The organism is bacterium 336/3, assembly GCA_001281695.1.
GTDB lineage: Bacteria > Bacteroidota > Bacteroidia > Cytophagales > Thermonemataceae > Raineya.
Map to the genome: position 1 here is coordinate 3,706,613 of LJIE01000001.1, position 25,857 is coordinate 3,732,469.

Here is a 25,857-nt window from a genome sequence, read left to right on the forward strand (position 1 = left end):
ATTGTAACAAACTTATAAATAATAGGATTATGTCCATAAAAGTTCGCAAAGAAGATGCCTTGCATTATCATGCCAAAGGCAAACCGGGCAAAATAGAAGTAGTGCCTACTAAATCTCTTATTTCTCAGATAGATTTGGCTCTTGCATACTCACCGGGCGTAGCAGAACCCTGCAAAGAAATTGCAGAAAATGTAGAGAATGTTTACAAATATACAGCCAAAGGAAACTTAGTGGCTGTTATTTCTAATGGTACAGCCGTACTTGGATTAGGCGATATTGGAGCTGAAGCTTCTAAACCTGTAATGGAAGGGAAAGGTGTATTATTTAAAAAATTTGCTGGAATAGATGTTTTTGATATAGAAATCAATGAAAAAGATCCTAAAAAACTCATTGAAATTGTTAAATCTTTAGAACCCACTTTTGGAGGCATCAATTTGGAGGATATTAAAGCTCCTGAATGTTTTGAGATTGAACAAACGCTTAGAGAAGAAATGAACATTCCTATCATGCATGATGATCAGCATGGTACTGCTATTGTCACCTCTGCTGCATTGTTAGGAGCGTTGGAACTTGTTAATAAGAAAATTGAAGAAGTAAAAGTAGTTGTAAATGGAGCGGGTGCATCAGCTATTTCGTGTACAAGTTTATATGTGGCTTTGGGTGTAAAGAAAGAAAATATTGTGATGCTTGATAGCAAAGGTGTTATCCATAAAAAAAGAGAAGGTTTGGATGCTACAAAACAAGCTTTTGCAACAGAAAGAACAGACATTGAAACTTTAGCAGAAGCTCTCAAAGGAGCCGATATGTTTTTAGGTCTTTCCAAAGGAAATGTTGTAACTCCTGAAATGCTTCTTTCAATGGCTGAAAATCCAATTGTATTTGCTTGTGCCAATCCCGACCCCGAAATTGCCTATGAGATAGCTATCCAAACACGCCCAGACGTAATTATGGCAACTGGTCGTTCTGACCATCCTAATCAAGTAAACAACGTCTTAGGATTTCCTTATATTTTTAGGGGTGCATTAGATGTAAGAGCAACCAAAATCAATGAAGCCATGAAATTGGCTGCTGTTCATGCCATTGCAAATTTAGCCAAACAAGTTGTTCCTGAAACTGTAAAAAGAACTTATGGTAAAAAAGACATGAAGTTTGGTAGAGAATATATTTTACCTAAGCCAACAGATCCACGCCTCATTACAACTATTGCCCCAGCTGTAGCCAAAGCAGCTATAGAATCTGGTATTGCCAAACACCCTATTACTGACTGGGATGAATACAATGATTTCTTGAAAGAGAAGTTAGGTATTGACCAAAAACTGATGAGTGGCATTATTCAAAAAGCTAAAAACAATCCCAAAAGAGTTGTTTTTGCAGAGGGAAACCATCATAAAGTACTCAAAGCAGCTCAAACTGTAAGAGATGAGGGCATTGCAATTCCTATTTTATTAGGAAATAGACAAGAGATAGAAAACCTTATTAAAGAACATTCCTTAGACTTATTGGACTGCATCATCGTTGACCCTCTGACAGAAGATGAGAAAGTACAACAATATGCCCAAAGAATGTATGAAGAACGCCAACGTAAAGGTATGACGCTTTATGAAGCTCAAAAACGTATGCGTGAAAGACATTATTTTGGCTCTATGATGGTTGAAATGGGTGAAGCTGATGCCTTTATCTCAGGTTTGAATAGGGACTTTGTAAAGTCTGTTCGACCTGCTTTACAAGTAATTGGAGGAAAAGCCAACGAATTGGTTGCAGGAATGGGTATTGTAATTAGTCAGGGCAAAACTTTGTTTTTTGCAGATGTAGCTGTAAATGAACAACCAACAGTAGATGAACTTGTTGAAATTGTGGGTCTTGTGAAAAAGGGCGTTGAATTCTTTGGTTTTGAGCCTCATATAGCTTTAGGAGCTTATTCCAGCTTTGGAGCTTCTAAAGGTAATATTCCTAGCAAAATGCAAGAAGTCTTAGCTATTTGTAAAGAAAAGTATCCTGATTTAATCATTGATGGGGAAATTCAGCCTCATATAGCTTTGGATCACGATTTGCTCAAAGATGTTTACCCTTTTAGCTCACTTGCCGAAAATGAATGTAATACCATAATTTTCCCAGGTATTTCTTCTGGAAACATTGCTTTCAATTTGGTTCAACAAGTTGGTAAATGTGATACCATTGGACCTATCTTATTAGGAATGAATAAACCCGTTCATATTCTTCAACTAGGTTGTTCAGTAAGTGAAATTGTGAATGTAGTATCCATTGCTGTTGTGGATGCCCAAAGCTCTGAATAATTTTAATTCATGACAGATTAATCATTACAGAGGTTCAAATAACACTTCTGTAATGATTTTTTTTATAATATTTTTTGCATATTTGTACCTTATCAATGAATATTTTAGTATTAGCTTATAGCTTAAAACTCATAAATAATAACTTATAATGCTTGCATCTCTCAAAATACGTAAAAGTCCACTATTACTTGCCAATATATTTTCATGGGTGTTTCTCATTACCATCAATACTTCTTTTTATTTAGTTTTAAGTTTGAAAAATAAAACATGGCTTTTAGATTTTGATGGATACCTCAAAGGCGTTTTAATTAATATTTTTTTACTATTTGTATTCTTTTATCATAAATATCAATTAGATCGTTTCAAAGAAAAAGATTCTTCAGAACTTCTCAATAAAATCTTTTATACCAGTTTCTTTAGTGGTGCCATCTCATTGATGTTTTTTTTATTATTTTTTTTCACAAACAATAGCTTTTTTGAAGAAAACTTAAATAAACTTAATTGGTTTTACCTCATTAGTATTCTTTTAATGTGTAATTTTCTTACTTATACATTTTTTTCTTTTAGAATACTTATTTTCAGACAAGCTCCTAAATATGTCATTTTTGCATGGAATGCATTTATTTATATATTTTTTGCAAGTTTGATATTCAATTTTTTTGATTTTCCGTTTTTTAGTTTGCCCTATATTTCTATTCTAAGTGTTCTTGTACTTATTTCTTTAGTGTTTTGTGCTAATATGCATTGGGTTGCCTATCTTGATACATCTGCTAAACTCCGTAACATAGGAACTCTCTTTCTTATTTTATGTATTACTTCATATTTCGCTTACATTCTTTTCTATTATTATAATAGGGAGGTTGTAAGAGCTGATTTTGGTTATTCACTTTATATTGTTGGTTTATTGAGTTTTGTAATTATCTATACTTCTATGGCTATATTAGTTTTAATATTCAATATTCCAACTACAGCCGTTTATAAGAAGAAAATTGATGAGATTTTAGCCTTTCAACAACTCACTCAGTCATTACAAGTTGGTGATTCTGAAGAAAGTATTTATGAAGCATTTTTAGAGAATGCCGTTAATGTTACTAACTCTGATGCAGGTTATATAGAAGTTTTAAGAAAAAATTCTATGCATCATTTAGTTTTAAAGAATTTAGATCATCAAAGAACAACTGCCATTAGACTGGTTTTATTAGAAAAACAAATTAAACATTTAGAAGAAGATACTAATATTGATGGTTTTCAGTCTTTAATGGTTCAATCATTATATGATAAGAAACATCAAAAAATGGGAGAACTTGTTCTTCTTAAATTTCAAGAAGAAGGTTTTAATCATGAACAAGAAGATTTACTGAATACATTTGCCAAACAAGTAAGTATGAGTATTGAAAATTATAGGCTTTTAGGGCAGGTAATTGAAAAAGAAAAACTACAACAAGAACTTGACATTGCAGAAAAGGTACAAAAAAGTTTACTTCCTACTAATTTAAAATTTAATGAACAAATAGATATTTACGCATTTTCGGAGTCTGCCAAGTCTGTAGGTGGCGATTATTATGATATTTTCAAGGTAACTCCCACACGAACATACATCGTGATTGGAGATGTTTCAGGTAAAGGGACAAGTGCTGCTTTCAATATGGCTCAAATGAAAGGTATCTTTCAAAGTTTAGCACAATTGGATATGCCTCCAGAATACTTTTTATTATACGCTAATCAGGCTGTTTCACAATGTTTTGAAAAAGCTTCTTTTATTACAATTACTTTACTTCTTATTGATACTCAAAAGCAAGCTATAACAATGGCAAGAGCAGGACATTGTCCAACTCTTTATTACAATGCTCAAACCCAAGTAGCAGATTATATTCAAGATAAAGGTTTAGGTTTAGGCATCATGAGAAACAAAGCCTATACCAAGTTCATTGCAACTACACAAATTAAATATGCTGCTGGTGATATTCTATTTTTATATACCGATGGAATCAGTGAAGCGAAAAATACAAAAGATGATGAATATGGATATGATTTATTAAAATCTACTTTTGCTAAGAATATACACTTACCCATCGAAACTATACAAACCCATATTATAGCAGATGTACATCTTTTTTGCGAAGGCTTACCTCCTCAAGACGATTATACATCACTGATTATCAGATTTTTATAAAATACTAAAATTTTATCATTTTTTATAACGAATCTTACATCTATAAAAGGGATATTTTACATAAAATATCCCTTTTTATTTTGTATATACACTTTTTTATATTTTTTTATTTGGCAAAATATTACTTTTGCAGTTACTTTTTATTTATTTAAAAGCATATATGTTTATATTTGCAAAACATATACTTAATAAAAGATACATAATCTAGTAAAATCCATGAAGAGATATTATTACTTTCTTACCATACTCTTGCTCAGCAGTCCATTATGGTTAAAAGCACAAGTGCCATTAAAAAGCTATAATCAAGATTTTTTAAGAGACCATGGACATATCCGTTGCTACTCTATGGAGTACGATGATATCATCCAAAATAAAAAGAAGCATAAAGTTGGCTCTGAAGAGAGGGAGAGGCAAATTCGTCAATGGGTAGAAAAATACAAAAGAGAGCAAGCCAGTAATACAGAAAGACGCTCCAGTATTTTTTACATTCCTGTAGTTGTTCATGTTGTACACAATGGAGAGGCTATTGGAACAGGTAGAAATATTCGTGCTGCACAAATACGTTCCCAAATAGACGTTTTGAATGAGGATTTTAGAAAACTTACTGGTTCAAGAGGATTTAATACAAATCCTGTAGGAGCAGATACAGAAATTGAATTTGTATTGGCTAAACGTAGAAATGATGGAACTGCCTTTGCTGTAGGAGAAGAAGGTATTAACAGAGTAAATGGTAATGCTTTAGGTTGGCCTGCTACTCCTGTTACCTATGATGCATTTGGTAATCCAAATACAAACTTTGTAAACAATACCATCAAACCAGCAACTATCTGGACACCAACAGAATACATGAATATTTGGACTGTCGATATGAGTGGAGGAGGATTACTTGGATATGCTCAATTCCCTGAAGATTCTGGTTTAGAGTTAGGTGTAGGTGGTGGTGATTGTGCTTCAACTGCAAACACAGATGGTTTTGTTGTTCGTTATGATGCTTTTGGTTCAAGAGATAAAGAAGCTACTTATGGAACAACTTTTACATTATGGACGGGTGTTGCAGAATATGGAAGAACTTCTACACACGAAATAGGACACTTCTTGGGTTTACGTCATATTTGGGGAGATGCGACATGTGGAAATGATTATTGTGATGATACTCCCACACATCAAGCACCCAATGGTGGTTGTCCCACTCACCCCAAAAGCAATACTTGTGGAACGGCAGATGAAATGTTTGAGAACTACATGGACTATAGCTCTGATTTTTGCATGAATATTTTTACACAAGACCAAAAAATCAGAATGAGAGCTGTTTTAGAAAACTCAACTAGAAGAAGAGAATGGACTAATTCACCTGCTCTTATTCCTCCTTCTACAAATTTTGGCTCTCTTATCAATATTATTTCTCCAACGGCTGATATCTGCTCTGCAACTCCTACTCCTGTAGTTACTGTTAGAAACATGGGTAGTAATACTCTGACAAGTATGGTCATTAGTTATCAAGTAGATGGTGGTGCCGTACAAACTTTTAATTGGACGGGAACTATTGCTGCTGCTGGTACATCAAATATTAATATGCCTGCTATTACTGTTACAGCTGGCGACCATACATATAGAGCATTTGTAAGTAGCTCTAATGGGGCTGCCAATACAGCAACACCTGGGCAAAATGATTTAACATTTTCTTTTACTTATACTGTAAATGGAGTGGCGTTACCTTTTGTCGAAAATTTTGATGGAAATATATTTCCTCCTAAAAACTGGCAACTCAGTCAAGTAGGTGGTGTAGATTGTGCAACATGGACACAAAGAACTGATGTTACAGGTTCTACAGGGACTCTTACTTCTGCTGCATTCATGAATCATTTTATCTATGATCCTGCTGGTAATCAGGAAGATGAATTGATTACACCTGTTTTAGATTTAACTACAGCGACAGCATCTGCTCAATTGGCATTTGATGTAGCTTACCGAAGATATGATAATACAACCAATGAGCGTTTAAGAGTATTTATCTCTACTGACTGTGGAGCTACTTGGGTAGCCACTCCTATTTTTGATAAAGCTGGTACTACATTGGCTACCCTTGGAAATTCAACAACAACTTTCAGACCTACTGCTTCTGGGAATTGGAGAAATGAAATAGTTTCTTTAAGTGGTTATACAGGTCAAAGAATTCGTTTAAAATTTGTAAGTTCTAATCAGTTTGGTAATAATATGTATGTGGATAATGTACGTGTAACAGATAGACCTCTGGTATCATTTGTTTCTGCAACCACAGCTAATACAGAAAATAGTGGTACGGGCACTACAGATTGTAGAGGTTATCAGGATATTAACATTGCATTGGCTATTTCTGCTGCACCCACTGCCAATGCTGTTGTGAACTTTACACTATCTGGTACAGCCAATAATGGAGCAGACTATATTTTAAATGCTTCTACTGTTACATTCCCCGCAGGTAGTACAGCTAATCAAAACCTGAGCGTAAGAATTTATAATGACCAAGCTATAGAATCTTTGGAAACTGCGATTATTACTATCAATACAGTTACAAATGCTGCTGCAGATCCCACTAGAAATGTAAATACAATTAGTATAACAGATAATGATGCTGGTCCTGTGGCTGCTAATGCTGGTGGTACACTATTGTCTGAAAATTTTGAAGGCACTGTAACAGGTTGGACTTTATACACTACGACTGGAGCTGTGAATGTTTGGCGTATAGGTACACAAAGAGTGTTAAATGGAACGAATAGTGCCTATATTTCACAAAGTGCTGCCAGTGGAAACTACAACAATACAACAGGTGCTGCTTTATTACAAACACCTGTTATTAATGCAACAGCATACCCTACAAATAATTTACAAGTTGCATTTAATTTTCAGTGTAATGGCGAGCGAGTTGGTGCAACTGATTATGACTACGGCTCTTTATATTATGCTTTAGCTGCCTCACCTACTACTTGGGTACTTATTGAAGGTGCTAATCCTTCACCTTATAGAGGTGTAACTACCACCACAGCTCGTACTGTGAGTTTACCTGCAGTTCTACAAGGACAGCAGTTTCATTTGGCTTGGCGTTGGGATAATGATAATTCTACACAAAATCAGCCTGCTTTTGTGATTGATAATATCGTTGTATCTGCTTTAGCAGTAACAGGAACACCTATTCAAACTGCTACTTATACTGCACCTGCTACTGCACAGCAAGTATATTTAGGTCCTAACTCAACTGTTTTTGCATATAACCCAGCCAATGGAAATTTGATTGCAAGAATAGAAAATACTTCCTCACACGATTATGGCTGTACACAAATCTATGTGGATAGAGCAGGTACAGGAGCTTCACAATTTACAACAACTGCTACATCTGAGTATTTGGCAAGTAAAACGATTCGTGTAATTCCATCAAATAATAACCCTACAGGGTCTTATAATATCAGAATTTACTATACCAATGCAGAAGTAACAGGTTGGGAAGCTGCTACAAGCCAAGTGAGAACAAGTGCTGTTATCAACAAAACATCTGGAGCAATTAGTGCTTCTACTCTTGGAGGTGCATCCACAACAGGTTCACCAACAACTCAAGGTACTTATGGTACAGATTTCTGGATAGAAAGTGGTTTTAGCAATGGTTTTTCTGGTTTGGGTATGGGTTTGCCTCCAAATCCACTACCTGTGAAGCTCATTAGTTTGCAAGCTATTTCAGAAACAAATCGTGTACGTATAACTTGGAAAACAGCTTCGGAAATTAATATTGATAATTTTGTTGTAGAAAAAAGTTTAGATGGCAAAGAGTTTTTTGCAATTGGAGATGCAGATGCAACAAACAATGGTTCATACATTTTGTATGATAATCAGCCTAAAATGGGTGAAAATTATTATCGTTTACGTATTATTGAAAATGATAATAAATCATATTATAGCAATATAATTTCTGCTAATTGGGGTGTAGGAACAACTATCAATGCTTATCCAAATCCTACTTCTGATAAATTAAATATTGAAATTACAAGTTTTGAAGATACTCAAGTACAATATCGATTAATCAGTTCGTTAGGACAGGAAATATTACAAGGCTCTCAAGAGTTTTCTAATAGAAGAACAAAAACTCAAGAATTGGATGTAAAAGGATTGGCAAAAGGTGTGTATATTTTAGAAATAAACAATGGAAAAACCCGCCAACAAATCAAAATCGTAATTCAATAAAAATATATAACAAAAAAAGCCTCTAAGAATTCTTAGAGGCTTTTTTTATACTTTCTCTGCCCATTGGATTGCTTTTCTTAAAGCTCCCAATTTATTATTTACCTCTTGCAATTCGCTTTGTGTATCCGATTTGGCTACTACACCTGCCCCAGCCTGAAAGTAAAGTGTATTATTTTTACTTAAAAATGAGCGTATCATGATGGCTTGGTTAAAATCACCATTAAAACCCAAGAAACCTATACACCCACCATAATATCCTCTATTTCCATGTTCGTACTCATTGATGAGTTGCATAGCTTTGTGTTTGGGAGCTCCTGAAAGTGTACCAGCAGGAAAAGTATCTGCTACTAATTGCAGGGTGATAGTATTTTGGTGTGTTTCAGCTGAAACTTTAGAAACCAAATGAATTACATGTGAATAGTATTGTATTTCTTTGAAAGTTTCAACGTTTACGTGGTTTCCATTTCTGCTCAAATCGTTACGAGCCAAATCAACAAGCATCACATGTTCAGCATTTTCTTTGGGGTCATCAAAAAGTTTTTGAGCCAAAACCAAATCGGCTTGATCATCACCTGTACGTTTAAAAGTACCTGCAATAGGAAATATACTTGCTTTATTTCCTTTCACAACTATTTGAGCTTCAGGTGAAGAGCCAAATATTTTAAAACTTCCATAATCAAAATAAAAAAGATATGGAGATGGATTAACTGAACGCAAAGCTCTATAGACATTGAACTCATCACCTTGAAAACTCTGTTCAAATCTTCTTGAAAGCACCATCTGAAAAACATCTCCCAACCTGCAGTGTTCTTTGGCTTTTTCTATCACTTCTAAAAATTCGGAATCTGTAAAATTAGATGACTCGTCATTGGTAAGTTTAAAATGATACTGAGGGATATTTCTGTTAAAAATAAGATTCTCGATTTCTTGCAGATGACTCTTTTCATCTTCTAAAAGATGTTCAAAAATATACAATTCGTTATTAAAATGGTTGATGGCAATCACGTATTGATAAACCTGATAGATAATGGTTGGTATTTTTCTGCTGTCGCTTTCAAAATCTTTGATTTCGACATCTTCAAAGTATTTGACAGCATCATAAGCCATGTAACCAAATAATCCGTTATTGATAAAATTGAAAGGGTTCTTTTCTACTTCAAAACTCTTAGCAAATATATCAAGAGCATTTACTACTTGTTTGGGAGTTGTAATAGGCTCTGCTTCTGCTTTTACCTTAGGGTATTGTGTAAGAATAGTATTGTTTTTTACCTCAAAACGAGCTATTGGGTGAAAACATATATATGAAAAACTATTTTCATTGCCATGGTAATCAGAACTTTCTAGCAAAATAGAGTTTGCAAATTTATCTCTCAGTTTCAGATAAATACTTACAGGTGTTACTGTATCTGCTAGTAATTGTTTGTAGTTGGTTTTCAGTTTTAATTTCATAAAGCTCATTTTTTATGTGAATCTTGCACAGAGTGAGGGATTCGAACCCCCATAATTTATTTTGGAGACAAACGTCTTACCTTTAGACCAACTCTGTAAAAAGGTTTTAGTTTAAGTATTTATTAGCACAGAGTGAAGGAATCGAACCTCCGTGATTTGTTTTGGAGACAAACGTCTTGCCATTAGACCAACTCTGTAAAATAAAAGAGGCTTTCTGCAAACAGAAAGCCTCTTTCAAAAGAATATTGTTAAGTTAAATATTACATAGCAGCCTGTTTGCAATCGGTTGGATTGCCTTGCCAAGTAGCTACAAAATATTTTTGAATAGTATTCATCAAATATGTTATGTTGTTTAGTTATTATGTTGCAATGATAGATTTTATTTTTTAATCCTCCAAATTTTTTGAAAGAATCTTAATACAAACTTGGGAATTGTGTTGGATTCGTTTCACTCATCATAGCGTAAATTTTATCAAAAATTTCTTCGGCATTGGGTTTAGAAAAATAATCTCCATCCGAAGCATATGCTGCCCTATGGTCTTGAGCATGGATTGTAATAGGTTTAGAATCAAGGTATTGATAAGCTCCTTCTTTGTCTAAAACCTGTTGCATCATAAATGCTGAAGCTCCACCCTCAACGTCTTCATCAGCAAATACAACTCGGTTAGTTTTCTTCACTGATTCTAATATATGGTTATCCACATCAAAAGGAAGAAGTGTTTGTACATCTATGACTTCTGCACTAATTCCCACCTCAGCAAGTTGCTCTGCTGCATCCATCACAACTCTACACATAGAACCATACGTAACAATGGTTACATCTGTTCCTTCTCGTAAAGTTTCTGGCACACCCAAAGGAATAGTAAATTCACCTAAATTATCAGGCATTTTTTCTTTGAGACGATAGCCATTTAAACATTCTATAATTAATGCAGGTTCATCAGATTGTAACATGGTATTATAAAAACCTGCTGCAATGGTCATGTTACGAGGTACAAGTACTCTAATACCACGAATAGAGTGTAGTATCATGCCTATTGGAGAACCTGAATGCCAAATACCTTCCAATCTATGCCCACGAGTACGAATAATCACAGGAGATTTTTGTCCTCCTTTTGTTCTGTATTGCAAACAAGCCAAATCATCAGACATTATTTGAATTGCATACAACAAATAATCAAGATATTGTATTTCGGCAATGGGGCGTAATCCACGTAAAGCAGCACCTATTCCTTGTCCTAAAATTGTACATTCTCTGATACTTGTATCTGTGATACGAATTTCTCCGAATTTCTCTTGTAAACCTGCAAAACCCTGATTTACATCTCCTATTTTACCAACATCTTCGCCAAAAGCTACTACCAAAGGATTATTTGAGAAAATTGCATCAAAGTTTGCCTGCAAAACCTCTCTTCCATCTACCATTTTAGAATCTTCTGAATAATGAGGTTTTACCTCATCAACAAACATAGCATTTTTTTCTGATTGGCTGTATAAGAATGAGTTATATTCATCTTTAGCCAATTCTAATTTTTCTTCTAAAACATTCAAAAGCACATTTTTCTTGCTTTGATTCTCAAAACGTAGTACTCTTAATGCTTTTTTGATGGCAACTATCGAATCTTTTTTGATGGGATTGATCGTTGTTTCTAACTCTTTTCTGATTTGCTCTAAAACAGCCTGATGAGTTGGGTTCTGTTCAATCGCTTTTGTAAGAGCATTGTTTGTATCTATTTGGTAGTATTTTACAGATTGTAAAAAGTTATTCCAAGCTGTTGTTTTTGCTTGGCGTACTTTTTCTTTTGCATTGTTTTCTATTTCTGAAAGTTCTACTATGGTTGCTACACCATGTTCGAGTATCCACTCACGGAATTTTTTATTACAGTCAAAGTTTGCTTCCCAATCCAAACGCTCTTTCGATTTGTAGCGTTCATGTGAACCTGAGGTGGAGTGTCCTTGTTGTTGAGTTACTTCCACTATGTGCATCAACACTGGAGTATGCGTTTCACGGCAGGTTTTAGCAGCTTTTTGATAACCATCTATGAGTTTTAGATAATCCCAAGCCTTGATTTTCATAATTTCAAAGCCTTTTCCATCTGCATTTTCTTGGAAACCAGCCAGAGCTTTAGAAATATCTTGTTTGGTAGTATGATACTCTTTTGATACAGAAATTCCGTATTCATCATCCCAAACTGACATTAGCATTGGTACTTGCAATACGCCTGCTGCATTAATTGTTTCAAAAAACATTCCTTCAGAAGAAGAAGCATTTCCGATTGTTCCGAAAGCTATTTCGTTTCCATTATTAGAAAACTGCGAAAATCCTCTGAGTTCTGGATTATTTCTGTATAATTTTGAAGCCCAAGCCAATCCAAGTAATCGAGGCATTTGTCCTGCTGTTGGAGAAATATCAGCAGACGAAATTTTTAATTCTGTTAAATTTTTCCAAGAACCATCTTCATTTAAAATTCGAGAAGCAAAATGCCCGTTCATACATCTGCCTCCTGTAGCTGGTTCATTATCTATCTGTGTATCAGCATATAATTGAGCAAAAAATGCTTCTAAAGTAAGTTCACCAATAGCAAACATAAAAGTTTGATCTCTGTAATATCCCGAACGCCAATCACCAGCCTGAAATGCCTTAGCCATTGCTATTTGTGCCAACTCTTTTCCATCTCCAAAAATTCCAAACTTCGCTTTACCCATAAAAACCTCTTTACGCCCCATCAAACTTGCTTCCCTACTTTCGCATACTAATTGATAGTCCTTAAGGATGTCTTCTTTGGTAAGGCTAATGCCTGTCGCTGTATTCTGAATGTAAATACTCATAATAACTATTTTGCGTTTGGTTATACAATTTGCTTTTTATTTGGTCTTTTATGAATGAGATGGCAATTTACCAAAAAATATTTGGTCTGCCAAAATTTAAACTTCTCTTTCACATGCTTCTAAAATTAGCTCACAAGCCTTCTCAATTTCGGCCTCTGTAATGGTAAGAGGCGGAGCAATACGCATGGAATTATCACAAAATAAAAACCAGTCTGTAATGACTCCAAGTTCTATGGCTTTATCAATAATGGGCTTTAACACTTCAAAACTTTCAAACTCGGCTGCCATCATCAGTCCTTTATTTCTGATGTTTAAGATTTTAGGATGTTTGAGTAATTTTTTAAACAAATCAGCTTTTTTCTCAACTGTTTCAAGTAGCTTTTCTTCTAAAATAATTTCTAATGTTGCCTGCGAAGCCACACAACTCACTGGATGCCCTCCAAACGTAGTAATATGTCCTAAAATAGGATTCTCAGAAAGTACATGCATAATATTTTTAGAAGCGATAAATGCTCCTATGGGCATCCCTCCCCCCATTCCTTTGGCAAGCACCAGAATATCAGGCTCTATACCAAAATGCTCAAAAGCCCAAAGTTTGCCTGTCCGCCCAAAACCTGCTTGTATTTCGTCTAATATCAGTAATGTTCCTGTTTCTGTACATTTTTTTCGAAGAGCCTGAAAGTACTCTGTACTTGCTACCCGAACGCCTGCTTCGCCTTGTACGGTTTCAATAATTACACAAGCTGTTTTTTCAGATATTTTTTCAATTTCTGCTATTTCTCCATAACAAATATGCTTTATTGCTGGAAGTAATGGTCGATAAGCTTGTTTGAACTTTTCACTCCCTCCTACTGATAATGCTCCATGTGAAGATCCATGATAAGCATTGTAACAACTGATTATTTCTTGTCTGCCTGTAAAACGTTTGGCAAGCTTCAAAGCACCCTCAACAGCCTCACTACCAGAGTTCACAAAATAAACATTATCAAGATTTTGTGGAAGATTTTCAGTAAGTTTTTTGGCTAATAAATTTTGAGGACTTTGTACATATTCACCATACACCATGAGGTGTAAATATTTATCTAATTGTGCTTTGATTGCCTCTAAAACTTTGGGATGACGATGTCCCACATTACTTACTCCAATGCCTGAAATTAAATCTATATAAGGTTTCCCTTCTGGAGAATATAAATAAATACCCTCTGCTTTTTCGATTTCCAAAAGCAAAGGGCTTGATGAGGTTTGTGCTAAATGCGATAAAAATAATTGACGTTGAGAAAGCATGTTTCTTTAAAATAAAGCTTCAGCAATTTGTTTTACAGCATCCGATTTACTCATAGAGTAATAATGTAGTACGGGTACTCCCGCAAACATCAATTCTTTGGATTGCTGGATTCCCCACTCTATACCTACTTGTTTTACTTCGTCATTGGTTTTGCATTTTTCAACAGCTTTTACAAGTGTATCAGGCATATCAATATGGAAAATGCTTGGAAGTACGGTAAGTTGTTTTTTGGTAGTGATGGGTTTAAGCCCTGGGATAATTGGAATCGTAATTCCTATTTCTCTACATTTTGCCACAAAATCAAAGTATTTTTGATTATCAAAAAACATTTGTGTAACAATATAGTCTGCTCCTAAATCTTGTTTGAGTTTCAAATATTTTAAATCTGTATTGAGATTGGGTGCTTCAAAATGCTTTTCAGGGTAACCCGCTACACCAATACAAAAATTGGTAGCAGAAGCTTGCAAACCTTCTTCTAGGTATTTACCTTTATTCATTTTTACCACTTGCTCCAACAGTTCACTTGCATAGGCGTGTCCATTGGGTTCTGAAAAAAATGCTCCTTCACTCTTAATGGCATCTCCTCTGAGAACCAATACATTATCTATTCCTAAAAACTGTAAATCTATCAATGCATTTTCTGTTTCTTCTTTTGAGAAACCACCACAAATAATATGAGGTACAGCATCTATCTTAAAATAGTTCATGATGGCTGCACAAATACCCACTGTACCAGGTCTTTTCTTAATTCTTTGACGTTCTAATAAACCATTTTCACGTTTTTTATAAACATACTCCTCTCTATGATAAGTTACATCTATAAATTTGGGTTTTATGTCCATCAAAGGCTCAATTGCCTTGAATAATTGTTGAATACTTTCACCTTTAAGAGGGGGTAAAATCTCGAAAGAGAAAAGCGTTTTATCGCTATTTTTAATGTATTCGGTAATTTTTGTCATAAAGCTTAGGCTGAATTTTACACAAAAGTACACAATAGTCTTGAAAATTTGACGTATTTTAGAGCTAAAAATTTATAGATTCTTCTGGCTCGTGAAAAAATACTTTATATTATTAGTTTTAATCGTTTTAGCAAGCATTTCATTATCAGCAGGCTTTTTTAGTGGTTATGGAGTTATTTTTAATTTTATAGGTTTTGCTTTTATTTGGCAAGGCGAAAAATTCATCAGGGAAAACTTTCAAAAGTATACAAAGGTTTTATATTTATTCTTATTCCTTACACTTTTCGGTTGGAATGCAATAGCTACATGGTGGGTACATCTTACAAGTGCTTTATGGGTAATTTCTGTTTCCAATACACTTGTCATGCTTATTCCTTTTCGAATTTGGTTTTGGGTCAAAAAACAACTCCACGAACGCTGGCACACACCTCTTTTTGCAGTTATCTGGATTGCATTTGAGTTTTTTCACCACAATTGGCAACTCACATGGATTTGGCTTACACTTGGCAATGCCTTTTTATATCAGAATACTTGGGTACAATGGTACGAATTTACAGGAGTGTTAGGTGGCTCATTATGGATTTTAGGAGGAAATATTTTTGTCTTTAAACTCTATAACAAACAACTTAATATCAATTATATAACAAGTTTCCTAATTATTTTCTATTTTGTAGTTCCCATTATTTTCTCTTTGTATTTATACCAAAAACCACTACCCAAAGCTCAAAACGAAATAGAAGTGCTTGTGGTACAACCAAACATAGACCCTTTTACAGAAAAATTTTCTTCTGGTTCTCAGTATATTTCACTCGAAAAACAAACAAAAATTTTGTTAGATCTTAGTGAAAGGAATCTATCCCGAAAAACAGACTTAATTGTGTTCCCTGAGACTGCTATTGATGAAAGTTTTACAGAAAGCCTGATTACCAAATTTCCCAATTTTCAAAGAGTGGATACTTTTGTGAAAAAACACCAGAAAGACCTTCTTTTTGGTATCAGTACGAGAGCATATTACAAAACACAACAAAGCCCAACAAGTGTTTACGAAAAATCCGTACATGCTTTTTATGAAGATTTTAATGTGGCCGTTTTGATGCAAAAAGATAAAGACACTTTTGAGGTTTACAAAAAAATGGTTTTAGTCCCTGGTGTAGAGACTATTCCATTTCCAGAATATACTTTTTTTCTGAAAGACTTCATCAGTGGTGTTGGGGCTCAGTTTTTTCTGCTGGGAACAGGCAAAGAACAGAGAGTTTTTGAAACACAAAAAGCAAAAATAGCTCCTGTTATTTGCTACGAGTCTATGTATGGGGAGTTTACAGCAGGTTTTGTAAAAAGAGGTGCTAATATATTGTGTACCATCACCAACGATGGTTGGCTCGGTGATACCCCTTGGCAAGAACACCACTTGTATCTGGGAGCTTTACGTAGCATCGAAACCCGAAAAAGCATGATACATTGCTCCAATATGGGCGTTTCGGGTTTTATAAACCCCAAAGGAGAAATAGGAAAAACTATTCCTTACAACCGACGAACTACTCTTTTGGGCAACACCCAAACCTACGAAGGCACAACGTTTTATGTCCTTTATGGCGATTATTTAGGCAGACTAGCTTGTCTGATGGTTATAGGGCTTGCAATTTATGCTTTAGGAAAGAAAATTATTTTGAAAAATAAAAAAACATAAGATTATGGAAAATTTCAAAGAAGCTTTTTTACAAAAAATTCAGTTAGAAATAGACAGTCCTTCTATTAAGATACTTCATTTTAAAATGAATGAACCTGTTTCAGAAGAGATTATAAAAAAAGTCGAAAATAAGTTTGGATTTGAACTTGATTCCTCAATTAAGTCTTTTTATAGACAATGTAATGGGATTTCTTATCGAGCATATCAAGTCAATTTGGAAACTGAAAAAAGTGGTATAGAGAAAGGGAAAGTTTGGAGTAATGAGTTTATTGAATGGGGCAGTTTTTGTGATGACAATAAAACTGATTGGATACTAAATGATGCTATCAAAAGAAATGATTCTATCAGACATCTCTACATTCGTCCTTTAGATGATGTATTGTTAGGAACACAATATCTTATTGATGAAGATAGTGAAGAAGAAGAAAATTTATATTTATTAGATGCTTGGAGATATTATTATCCTATCATGCTTTCAGTAAATAAAGATGAGGAATCATTTGAAGTTATTATTGGAGATGATTATGGTGCAGATTATACTAGTTATAAACCTATTTCTTTTCAAGAATACTTGGAAAGTTTAATAAAAAATCCTCTTTCATTACGCTTTTTTGATAAAAGAAAATTTACATCATTTTCATTTTAATTCTTAAAAATCAAGTAGATATTTTATCTTTGGGTTGGTTTAATATCAACCCAAAGATAGTTATTTTGTAGGACAAAAATGGCTATGTTTGTCAATGGACTACTGATACTAGTACAGATACTCAGGATTATAAATTAGCTAAATAATATATCTTTTGGAAAGCTTATGGGAATCTTTGGAGATACAATAAACTTTGATGAGAGTTTCAATAAAGAAACTATTATAGATTTACTCAAAAAGCATTTTGAGAAAGAATTGATTATAGAAAAAGAATCTGATACTTTTTTTAAACTAAAAATTCTAAATTATAAAGGTAAAGGCAATGGATACATTGAACTATTTTTTTCAGAGGATAATGATTATACTTTGGAAGTAGAGACTTCTCTTGATAAAATGAGTATGTCTTTAGGTGTAAAAATTATAGATTTTCTTAAAAAAAATATTGTATGATAAACTTTTTTAAGTTATTTATAACTCCTATGGCGTGTAAAGTTCTAGATTCACCCTTTTAACAATCTCCTAGCAAAGCACAAATAATACTTTTTTACGATTTAGGTTAGGATTTAAGGTAGTATATCAAATTCTGCTAGATTTTTTATTACACCACTATCATTATCACATCCCGATTTATAGATTAATTTGTATATAATTGTTCCTTTAGAATAAATCTCCGCTCCATTCTCATCTTTATTCTTGATATCAACAGAACTATAAACTGTATGCTTTTTATTAGTGGGATCAAACTCTACTGTGGGTACACTAAACAAAAATACAAAACTTCCATCAGGTTTATAAGCAACTAAATCTATATCAACAGCTTCCAATTGACATTGGGTATCAGGTTCTATTACGATATGAAAGTTTATTCTTTCTCCTACTTTATAAGAATTATTGAATGTGATACTAGGAGTGATTTTAGCATTGAGATATATCTTATTCTCCTCTTTTTTACAGCCAACAAGTATGGCAATGATTAATAAAAGTGTTATAGCTTTTTTCATAATTTGAAATATTTTATTCATGCTAAGTAACGAAATATACCAAAAAATTGTTTTAAGATTGAACTAGGATATTTAATATGTTTATAAAATAATTTTTCACAATCTTTGAGCAAAGCATAAATCATACTTTTTCAAGGTATTATAAATCCCCATCCATCACCAAACAAATACTTTTATTTTTCTCGTTTGCCTCCAAAAACCAATCTAAAACTTGTAAAATATCATTAGGTTCATCATCAAAATCGAAAGTCCATTTTGCTTCATTTTCAAAGTCTTCTTTCATTTTCTTAGCTTCATAAGCTGTTTTTTCATTAATCTGTTCTATAAATGTTATTGTTGGGAGTATTGCCCATTCTTTTACAGAAATTGGTAACTCAAAATCTGTATTTTTACCATTGATAGCTTCAAAAATTTTGATTAGGTTAGGGTATTTCTTTTTTTTCTTCTTTTTAAGAACGTCTATAAAATCGTATAAATCTATAAAAGGGTAAGGAATCAGGGGCAATTTAGGTCTTGAAATTGCCAAAGTATCAATCAATAACCAAATAGCAAAGGTAGTTCCTTGAGGCGATTTTTCATATTTTTCACCATCAATGAGCTTATTTGTGATTTTCAAAACTTTTTTTTTCTTCTTTTCAAAAAAATCTAATAAAAGATTCGACTTTATAATTCTTTCTTTCAATTTTTCATCTTTTGAGCCTATCATCTTCTTTAGATTTTTCTTATTCAAGAAGTATGCGTCTAATCTGTATTCACTCATAAATGTATTTTAGACTTTTGCAAAGCATAAATAATACTTTTTCACGATTTTGGTGAGGGCTTTGATATTGGGCAGGTCAGAGGCTTTCGATATATCCAAAATACCTCTTTTCTTGGTCAATATTAAAATTGGGTTGGAGTTTTCCTGATATGCCATATTTTTGGTAGTACCACTGATTACAAAACAACCAACATCTTTTTTAGGAATGTGGTAATTTTCAACAATTTGTGTTTTCTTCTCCTCAATAAGTTCAGGGCTAATAGTTTCAGAAGAGAGAATAATTTTAAAGAGTTTTCTGTCTAAAATCATTTTACAGATATTCGAAAGAATAATATCTTTGTTGTGTTGCCAGATTTTCATAGCTCCCCAAATATCGTAGTCATCGAGTTGGGCAAAAGCCTCCAAATATTCTTTATTTTCTTTAAAATCTTCCAGTTTTACTTCTTGGTTCATAAACAAACTCAAACTTGGGCTTGCAAATATATTTTCGCCATGTTGAGCCAGATATTTTGCCCTCAAAATCGCCTGTACAATCATTTGTTCTGTACTGATGGTGGTTTTATGCAGATACACCTGCCAATACATAAGTCTACGAGCAGTCAAGAAATTTTCAATACTATAAATACCTTTTTCTTCAATTACCAAGTTATTTTCATAAACATCCAACATTTTCAGAATTCTATCGCCTCCAATAGCCCCTTCCGAAACGCCTGTAAAAAAACAATCTCGTTGCAGATAATCGAGTCTATCCACATCCAACTGACTGCTCACAAGCTGAAACAGGAATTTTTTAGGATACTGATTTGTGAATATCTGAATGGCAACACTTAAAGCTCCTTGAAACTGTTCATTGAGTTTTTCCATAATCAGAAGCGAGAGCTTCTCATGATGAACACCTTGCAAAATCGTAGATTCTAAAGCATGTGAAAGAGGACTGTGTCCAATGTCGTGTAAAAGGGCTGCTATTTGGGCTGCTTCTCGTTCTTCGTCTGTAATATTATGCCCTTTGGCTTGTAAGGTATCTAAGGCTACGCCCATCAGGTGCATTACCCCCAAAGCATGATGAAAACGGGTATGCAAAGCCCCAGGGTACACAAAATCCGTCAGTCCCAGTTGTCTGATACGGCGTAAACGTTGGAAATATGGATGTTCAATCAGCTCGAATATTAAGCCTTGTGGTATTTTGATAAACCCATGAACAGGGTCATTGAGAATTTTTCCTTGTTTGGAACTCAAAGCTATAAGTAGTTGATGGATGATGAACAAATATAGCTTAATTTTGCCTAAAATGCAAAATAGTCGTAGCAAAGCCCACGACTATTTAATCGAATCATTCAGCTATTTTGATGTTTATTTTTTAGGACTAACATTGGTATTTTTATCATCAGTTTGAAGTAAATAGGGTGTTTTGCCATCTGTAATGATGACTTTAGAATTGGGCGAATTGGCAAGTTCTTTCCATGCCTGAATGTACTGATATTGCAAAATAAACGGATTAAGTCCTTCTGATAGTATTTTCTGAGCATCTCGGATACCTCCTGCTTCTATTTTACGGCGTTCAGCTTCAAGGCGTTCTCTGTCCAATACAAATTGCATTCTTTGGGCTTCTTGTTCAGCTTGCAATTTGGCTTCAATAGCATTGACCAAACTTGTGGGTAGTTGGATATTTTTAAGTAACACAGCTTCAATTATAAAACCTTTACCTTCTAAAAATTTAGATAAATCTTCGGCTATGGTACGCTCAATAGTAGCTCTTTCTGCTGTGTGTAAATCTTTTGCTACAAAACGAGAACTTACATCACGAATAACGGAACGAAATGTGGGGGCAATGACTGTATTTTCGTAGTTTTCACCTATTTCTTTAAGTATAGAAGGTATTTTTTCTCTTTGAACATGGTATAATAAAGAAACTTCAGTTTTTACAGTTAAACCTTCTTTGGTGGGTAAATCGGCTGTTACGGTCAGATTCATAGTTCTGACAGGTACACGAATCAGAACAGTTGTAAAAGGATTTACACCATGCAAACCACTGGTAAGCATTCTATCAGAAAGCCTCCCAAACCTGCGTTTAAACCCTACTTCATCTTGTTTGATAGCCACACAAGACGATAACAAACTTATCACAAGTAAAAAAAACAGATACTTTTTCATAGGAATATAGATTTAGAATGAAAGTTTTATGCAATAGTATAACTATTTTATTTAATAGTTGTTTTATCTAAAATGAAAAAAATAAAAATGCTTGTAATAAATAGTACTTTTTTGTATTTTTGACTAACTAAAATATGATATATTATGAGCTTTGAGACTAAAGGAAAAATTGTAAAAATCTTAGAAACCCAAACAGGGTCAAGTAAAAATGGAGAATGGAAAAAGCAAGATTTTGTAGTAGAAACTGCAGAAGCCTATCCCAAAAAAATATGTTTTAGCATTTGGAATGATAAACTCAGCCAATTGGATGGTGTGGAAGTGGGTGATGAGGTGAGAATTATGTTTAGTGTTGCTTCAAGAGAATATAATAACAAATGGTATTCTGATATTACAGCTTATCAAATAGACAATAATTCTAAAAAAGACTATGAAACCAGCAAATCGGAAAGTGTAAATTTCCAAGAAGAGAAATTAAACTTGGATATTCTTGCGTCTTCTAACGATTCAGACGACCTCCCTTTCTAAAATGTTAGTTTTTTTGCAAAAAAGACAAAAAAAATTCTTTTCTTTGCAAGAATACCTTTATACAATCAAAATTATTTAAAGATATGCAAAATTTCGTTCGTTTGAGTCTCATCTTAAGCCTTGCTTTGCTGACAGCTTGTGGAGGATTTAAGAAAGGCTATCAAAAATACGACCAAGGAGAGTATAATGATGCAATTAATATTCTCAAAAAGGCTCATCAATCTAAACCTGACGACCCTCTTGTCAATTTCTATTTAGCTCAAGCTTATCGTAAATCAAACCGTTTGCGTGAAGCTGAAGAGTATTATGCAAAAGTTTATAATAAAAAAATACCTAAAACACATCACGAGGATCACGCAGATGATGCTAAGTTTTATTATGCAGTAGTTTTAGAAGAAAATGGGAAGTATGAAGAAGCCAAGAAACAATACGAAAACTATGTAAAAAAAGGTAAAAACAGAAATTATGTTGCTAGAGCAAAACGTGAAATACAAAATATTACAAAACGTGATGAAATAGCTAAAATTACTACTTTTTATGAAGTAAAACCTGTTGAAAATCTCAATACTACTTTTGCTGAATTTGCTCCTGTTATTTATCAAGATAAATTATTGGTAAGTGCTTCACGTGATAAATCTGCTGAATCAGATATTAATGGACAAAAAAACTTAGGTATTTACTCTATTCCTCTTCAAAATTTACAATCTGGAGATGGCAAAGTAGCTTTATTTGACCCAAATATCCATAAAGAAGGTGTAAATGAAGGAACACCTACATTTAGTAGAGATGGTAAAACCATGATTTTCTCTAGAGGTGCTTCTCAAAATCGTAAGAAAGGACCTAAAAATATGAAATTGTATATTTCTGAATTGGGGACTGATGGCAACTGGTCTGAACCTCGTTTACTCGAAGGTGTGAGTAGTGGTGATAATGAAGCTTTTTATGGCAAACCTAATTCTAAATCTACTCCTAAAGCTTATGCTTGGGATTCTCAGCCATTCCTTTCTGTTGATGGGCAAACTTTATATTTTGTTTCAGATAGAGAATTTGATGATAAAGGTACAAGAACTTATGGAAGACATGATTTATTCAGTGCTAAAAAGAAAAAAGATGGTACTTGGGGCGAAGTTCGTAATTTAGGAAGTACTATCAATACTGAAGCTGATGAGTATTTTCCCTATGTAGCTGCTGATGGTAGAATGTATTTCTCTTCTGATGGACATGCTGGTTTAGGTGGTTTGGATATTTTTATTGCGGAACGTAAAGATGGTAAAATTACAATAGAGAATTTAGGCTCTCCTATCAACTCTGCATTTGACGATTTTAGCATTCTATTCACTTCTGATACAGAAGGTTACTTCTCTTCTAACAGAGCAGAAGGCAAAGGTGATGACGATATTTTCGCTTTTGTTGATAAGAGACCTAAAGAACGTGTTGTAAACTACTCTGTACGTTTCAAGACGATTGGTGTGAAATTAGACCAAACAGAAATTATATTGCCTAAAGCAAGAGTAAAACTTTTGGATGATAACAACAACGTAATTCAAGAGTTTTATACTGATGATGAGGCTCTTACTGAAAAAATTGCAGTAAAAGATGGTAAATTGGCTTTCACAGCAACAGGTGATGTTATTGAGCAAAAGAAAAGCTATCTGACTGCTCGTAATAATTTTGCAGTAGTAAAAATCCCTGAAAAATACTTGCCTGCTCGCCCTGTAATAGATACTACATTTGTCTATGAATTGAAACTTCAAGAATTTGATGATAAAACCAAATTTGAGATTAGTGTACAATACGATTTCAATAAATGGGATATTCGTCCTGATGCTGCTAAAGTGTTAGATGAGTTCTTAATATTTATCAAAGATAACCCGAATGTAAAACTTGAGTTGGGTTCACATACAGATGATGTTGGTACAGAATCTGATAATGATGCTCTTTCACAAAGAAGGTCTCAATCAGCAGTAGATTATTTGATTACCAAAGGAGGTATTGATAAGAGTAGAATCATTCCTCAAGGTTATGGCGAGATTGTTCCTAAAAAAGTAACCAAAGAACTTGCAGAGCAATACGATTTCTTGAAAGAAGGAGATGAATTAACTCCTGTTTATATCAGTAAATTTAAAGATAAGAAAACAAGAGATATACTTCATCAAATCAATCGTCGTACAGAAATTAAAATCTTAGATAAGAAATAAAACAAAAAGCCTCTCATATCAGAGAGGCTTTTTGTTTTATTAAGCAATTTTCTTAAACCCTGCTATTTTGGCTACAAGCTTAGAAGGCATTTTTGATACAAAACTATTATAGTATTTTAAGTTATAAGCATATTTTTTATAGGCTACCAAATATTTTTTTTCTTGCTCTTGAAGTTGCTTTATAAGTTCCTGAATTTGAGAATTTTGCTGCAAATGAGGTGTATTTACTATAATAGCTTGCAATAAATCTATCTCTTTTTGAACTGCTATGTTTGCTCTCACATTGTCTTCTATTCCTACTTGAGTACTCATCAGAGTACTACCCAAACTCAACATTTTGTCATAGCTAAACAAATCATCTCCTTTTTCTCTTAAAATATTTACTATCAAGTTTGCTATTTCATATTTGGTCTTACCCATTTCTATATAGCTACTTCTATTATTATCTACTTCTCTAAAAGACTTTTGTAGTGTATGATAACTCAAAAGATATATTAAAAATAAAAAGCTTCCCATAGCCAAAGCCACAGGAAGTATACCGATAGATTTTATTACTAACAAATAGAACATAAATTTTATGGATGTATTTTGTGGTTAATAATTTTCTTAACATTGTCTCCAAATATCACTTCTTGAACAGTAGGTACACTGTAAAAATCGTGAGGAAAGCCCAATTCTATTTCGCTGATAGCATCGAGTTCCCGCATCATTTCATTGGGAAGCTCAAAACGTAAACAACCCAAGCAATCTTCTATTTGGCTTACTTTACGAGAACCCACAATAGGCATAATTTGTTCATCTTTTTGACGTAGCCAGTTCAAGGCTACTTGAGCAGAACTATAGCCTAATTTTTGAGCAAATTCACTTACCTTTTTAGCAATTTGCCTATTTTTATCGTTGATTTTACGGCTACTTTCAGTCAGTCTGCCTTCTTTATCAATACCATCATTGTATTTTCCTGTCAGCATTCCTGCTCCCAATGGCGACCAAGGTGTAATAGCCATTCCAAAATCTTTTGCCATAGGCAACAAATCTCTTTCAGGTGTACGCTGAATTAGGCTATATTCTATTTGTAAACCCACAAAAGCCTCCCAACCTCTAAGTTCAGCAAGTGTATTAGCTTTGGCTACAATCCAAGCTGGCGTATCGGAAATGCCTATATAATTTACTTTTCCAGAACGTATCAAATCCTCCAAGCTTCGCATTACTTCATCTACACCTGTCGTAAAATCCCACATGTGTAGCCAAAGCAAATCAATGTACTCAGTTTTCATTCTTTTCAGGCTTTCTTCAACAGAACGGCGAAGATTCTTTCTGTGGTTGCCCGAAGCATTAGGGTCTTTACGGTCATCATAAAGTGTATATTTGGTTGCTACCACAAAATAATCTCTTTGTGAAGCTATAAATTCTCCTACCCACTTTTCGCTTGTACCTTCAGTATATCGGTTGGCTGTATCTAAAAAATTACCTCCTTGATTGGCAAAAGCATCAAATATTTTTTTACTCTCATCTTTATCCGCACCAGTCCCCCACTCTGTTCCGAATGTCATGGTACCCAGACATATTTCGGATACACGCAAGCCACTTTTTCCAAATAATTTATACAACATAATCTGATTGTTTAATTGCCTCGATTTGCCTTTTACCTTGTAAAAATAATATTTTATTCTGACCTTTGGCAAAGGTTTTGT

Annotated in this window: 16 protein-coding genes, 2 tRNA genes and 3 pseudogenes; 9 read left to right on the forward strand and 12 right to left on the reverse strand. The window is 33.9% G+C overall.

Features of this window, described 5'->3' with window-relative positions; all coding sequences use genetic code 11:
• Positions 1 to 29: 29 nt before the first annotated feature.
• The 4 genes and pseudogenes from AD998_17365 (at position 30) to AD998_17380 (ending at position 7,080) form a co-directional block, all read left to right on the forward strand.
• Entirely contained in the window at positions 30 to 2,294 is a 2,265-nt protein-coding gene (locus tag AD998_17365; protein KOY87664.1) for a malic enzyme, read from the forward strand.
• A gap of 1,216 nt (positions 2,295 to 3,510) precedes the next feature.
• Positions 3,511 to 4,467, forward strand: a pseudogene (locus AD998_17370) (hypothetical protein).
• Positions 4,468 to 4,683: 216 nt separating this feature from the next.
• Positions 4,684 to 5,799, forward strand: a pseudogene (locus AD998_17375) (hypothetical protein).
• A gap of 1,047 nt (positions 5,800 to 6,846) precedes the next feature.
• Positions 6,847 to 7,080: pseudogene (locus AD998_17380) on the forward strand (hypothetical protein).
• 1,641 nt (positions 7,081 to 8,721) lie between these two features.
• On the opposite strand, the gene AD998_17385 reads toward AD998_17380, so the two are convergent.
• The 6 genes from AD998_17385 to AD998_17410 all read right to left on the reverse strand — a co-directional run bounded on the left by AD998_17385 (position 8,722) and on the right by AD998_17410 (position 15,198).
• Positions 8,722 to 10,125, reverse strand: coding sequence for an anthranilate synthase (locus AD998_17385; GenBank protein ID KOY87665.1), 1,404 nt, complete (start codon positions 10,123 to 10,125; stop codon positions 8,722 to 8,724).
• A gap of 23 nt (positions 10,126 to 10,148) precedes the next feature.
• A tRNA-Trp gene (locus AD998_17390) sits at positions 10,149 to 10,222 on the reverse strand.
• Positions 10,223 to 10,248: 26 nt separating this feature from the next.
• Positions 10,249 to 10,322: transfer RNA gene (locus AD998_17395), tRNA-Trp, on the reverse strand.
• Positions 10,323 to 10,539: 217 nt separating this feature from the next.
• On the reverse strand, positions 10,540 to 12,954 hold the full coding sequence (locus AD998_17400) for a transketolase (GenBank protein KOY87666.1): 2,415 nt from the start codon (positions 12,952 to 12,954) through the stop codon (positions 10,540 to 10,542).
• A 96-nt stretch (positions 12,955 to 13,050) separates the two neighbouring features.
• The gene (locus AD998_17405) at positions 13,051 to 14,238 is read right to left on the reverse strand and encodes an aminotransferase class III (GenBank protein ID KOY87667.1); all 1,188 of its coding nucleotides are present in this window, start codon (positions 14,236 to 14,238) and stop codon (positions 13,051 to 13,053) included.
• Between the two features lie 6 nt (positions 14,239 to 14,244).
• Positions 14,245 to 15,198, reverse strand: a complete 954-nt coding sequence (locus AD998_17410; GenBank protein KOY87668.1) for a 5,10-methylenetetrahydrofolate reductase — start codon at positions 15,196 to 15,198, stop codon at positions 14,245 to 14,247.
• 91 nt (positions 15,199 to 15,289) lie between these two features.
• On the opposite strand from AD998_17410, the gene AD998_17415 reads away from it, so the two are divergent.
• The 3 genes from AD998_17415 (at position 15,290) to AD998_17425 (ending at position 17,981) form a co-directional block, all read left to right on the forward strand.
• Positions 15,290 to 16,885: a hypothetical protein gene (locus tag AD998_17415; protein KOY87669.1), complete on the forward strand. Its 1,596-nt coding sequence runs from the start codon at positions 15,290 to 15,292 to the stop codon at positions 16,883 to 16,885.
• A gap of 4 nt (positions 16,886 to 16,889) precedes the next feature.
• Complete coding sequence (locus tag AD998_17420; GenBank protein KOY87670.1) at positions 16,890 to 17,531, forward strand: hypothetical protein; 642 nt, start codon at positions 16,890 to 16,892, stop codon at positions 17,529 to 17,531.
• Positions 17,532 to 17,696: 165 nt separating this feature from the next.
• The gene (locus AD998_17425) at positions 17,697 to 17,981 is read left to right on the forward strand and encodes a hypothetical protein (GenBank protein KOY87671.1); all 285 of its coding nucleotides are present in this window, start codon (positions 17,697 to 17,699) and stop codon (positions 17,979 to 17,981) included.
• 113 nt (positions 17,982 to 18,094) lie between these two features.
• Here the strand turns inward: AD998_17425 and AD998_17430 are convergent, their stop codons facing one another.
• The 4 genes from AD998_17430 to AD998_17445 all read right to left on the reverse strand — a co-directional run bounded on the left by AD998_17430 (position 18,095) and on the right by AD998_17445 (position 21,443).
• Entirely contained in the window at positions 18,095 to 18,553 is a 459-nt protein-coding gene (locus tag AD998_17430) for a hypothetical protein (protein ID KOY87672.1), read from the reverse strand.
• Positions 18,554 to 18,671: 118 nt separating this feature from the next.
• Positions 18,672 to 19,238, reverse strand: a complete 567-nt coding sequence (locus tag AD998_17435) for a hypothetical protein (protein KOY87673.1) — start codon at positions 19,236 to 19,238, stop codon at positions 18,672 to 18,674.
• A gap of 63 nt (positions 19,239 to 19,301) precedes the next feature.
• Entirely contained in the window at positions 19,302 to 20,534 is a 1,233-nt protein-coding gene (locus AD998_17440; protein KOY88269.1) for a phosphohydrolase, read from the reverse strand.
• Between the two features lie 108 nt (positions 20,535 to 20,642).
• Entirely contained in the window at positions 20,643 to 21,443 is an 801-nt protein-coding gene (locus tag AD998_17445; protein ID KOY87674.1) for a spfh domain, band 7 family protein, read from the reverse strand.
• Between the two features lie 144 nt (positions 21,444 to 21,587).
• Between AD998_17445 and AD998_17450 the strand changes: the two genes are divergently transcribed.
• Both AD998_17450 and AD998_17455 read left to right on the forward strand, forming a co-directional pair.
• Positions 21,588 to 21,968, forward strand: coding sequence for a hypothetical protein (locus AD998_17450; GenBank protein KOY87675.1), 381 nt, complete (start codon positions 21,588 to 21,590; stop codon positions 21,966 to 21,968).
• Positions 21,969 to 22,051: 83 nt separating this feature from the next.
• Complete coding sequence (locus AD998_17455) at positions 22,052 to 24,166, forward strand: hypothetical protein (protein KOY87676.1); 2,115 nt, start codon at positions 22,052 to 22,054, stop codon at positions 24,164 to 24,166.
• Positions 24,167 to 24,205: 39 nt separating this feature from the next.
• Here the strand turns inward: AD998_17455 and AD998_17460 are convergent, their stop codons facing one another.
• Together AD998_17460 and AD998_17465 are read right to left on the reverse strand one after the other, a co-directional pair.
• Entirely contained in the window at positions 24,206 to 24,736 is a 531-nt protein-coding gene (locus tag AD998_17460) for a hypothetical protein (protein KOY87677.1), read from the reverse strand.
• A 5-nt stretch (positions 24,737 to 24,741) separates the two neighbouring features.
• Entirely contained in the window at positions 24,742 to 25,776 is a 1,035-nt protein-coding gene (locus AD998_17465) for an aldo/keto reductase (protein ID KOY87678.1), read from the reverse strand.
• Between the last annotated feature and the right edge of the window lie 81 nt (positions 25,777 to 25,857).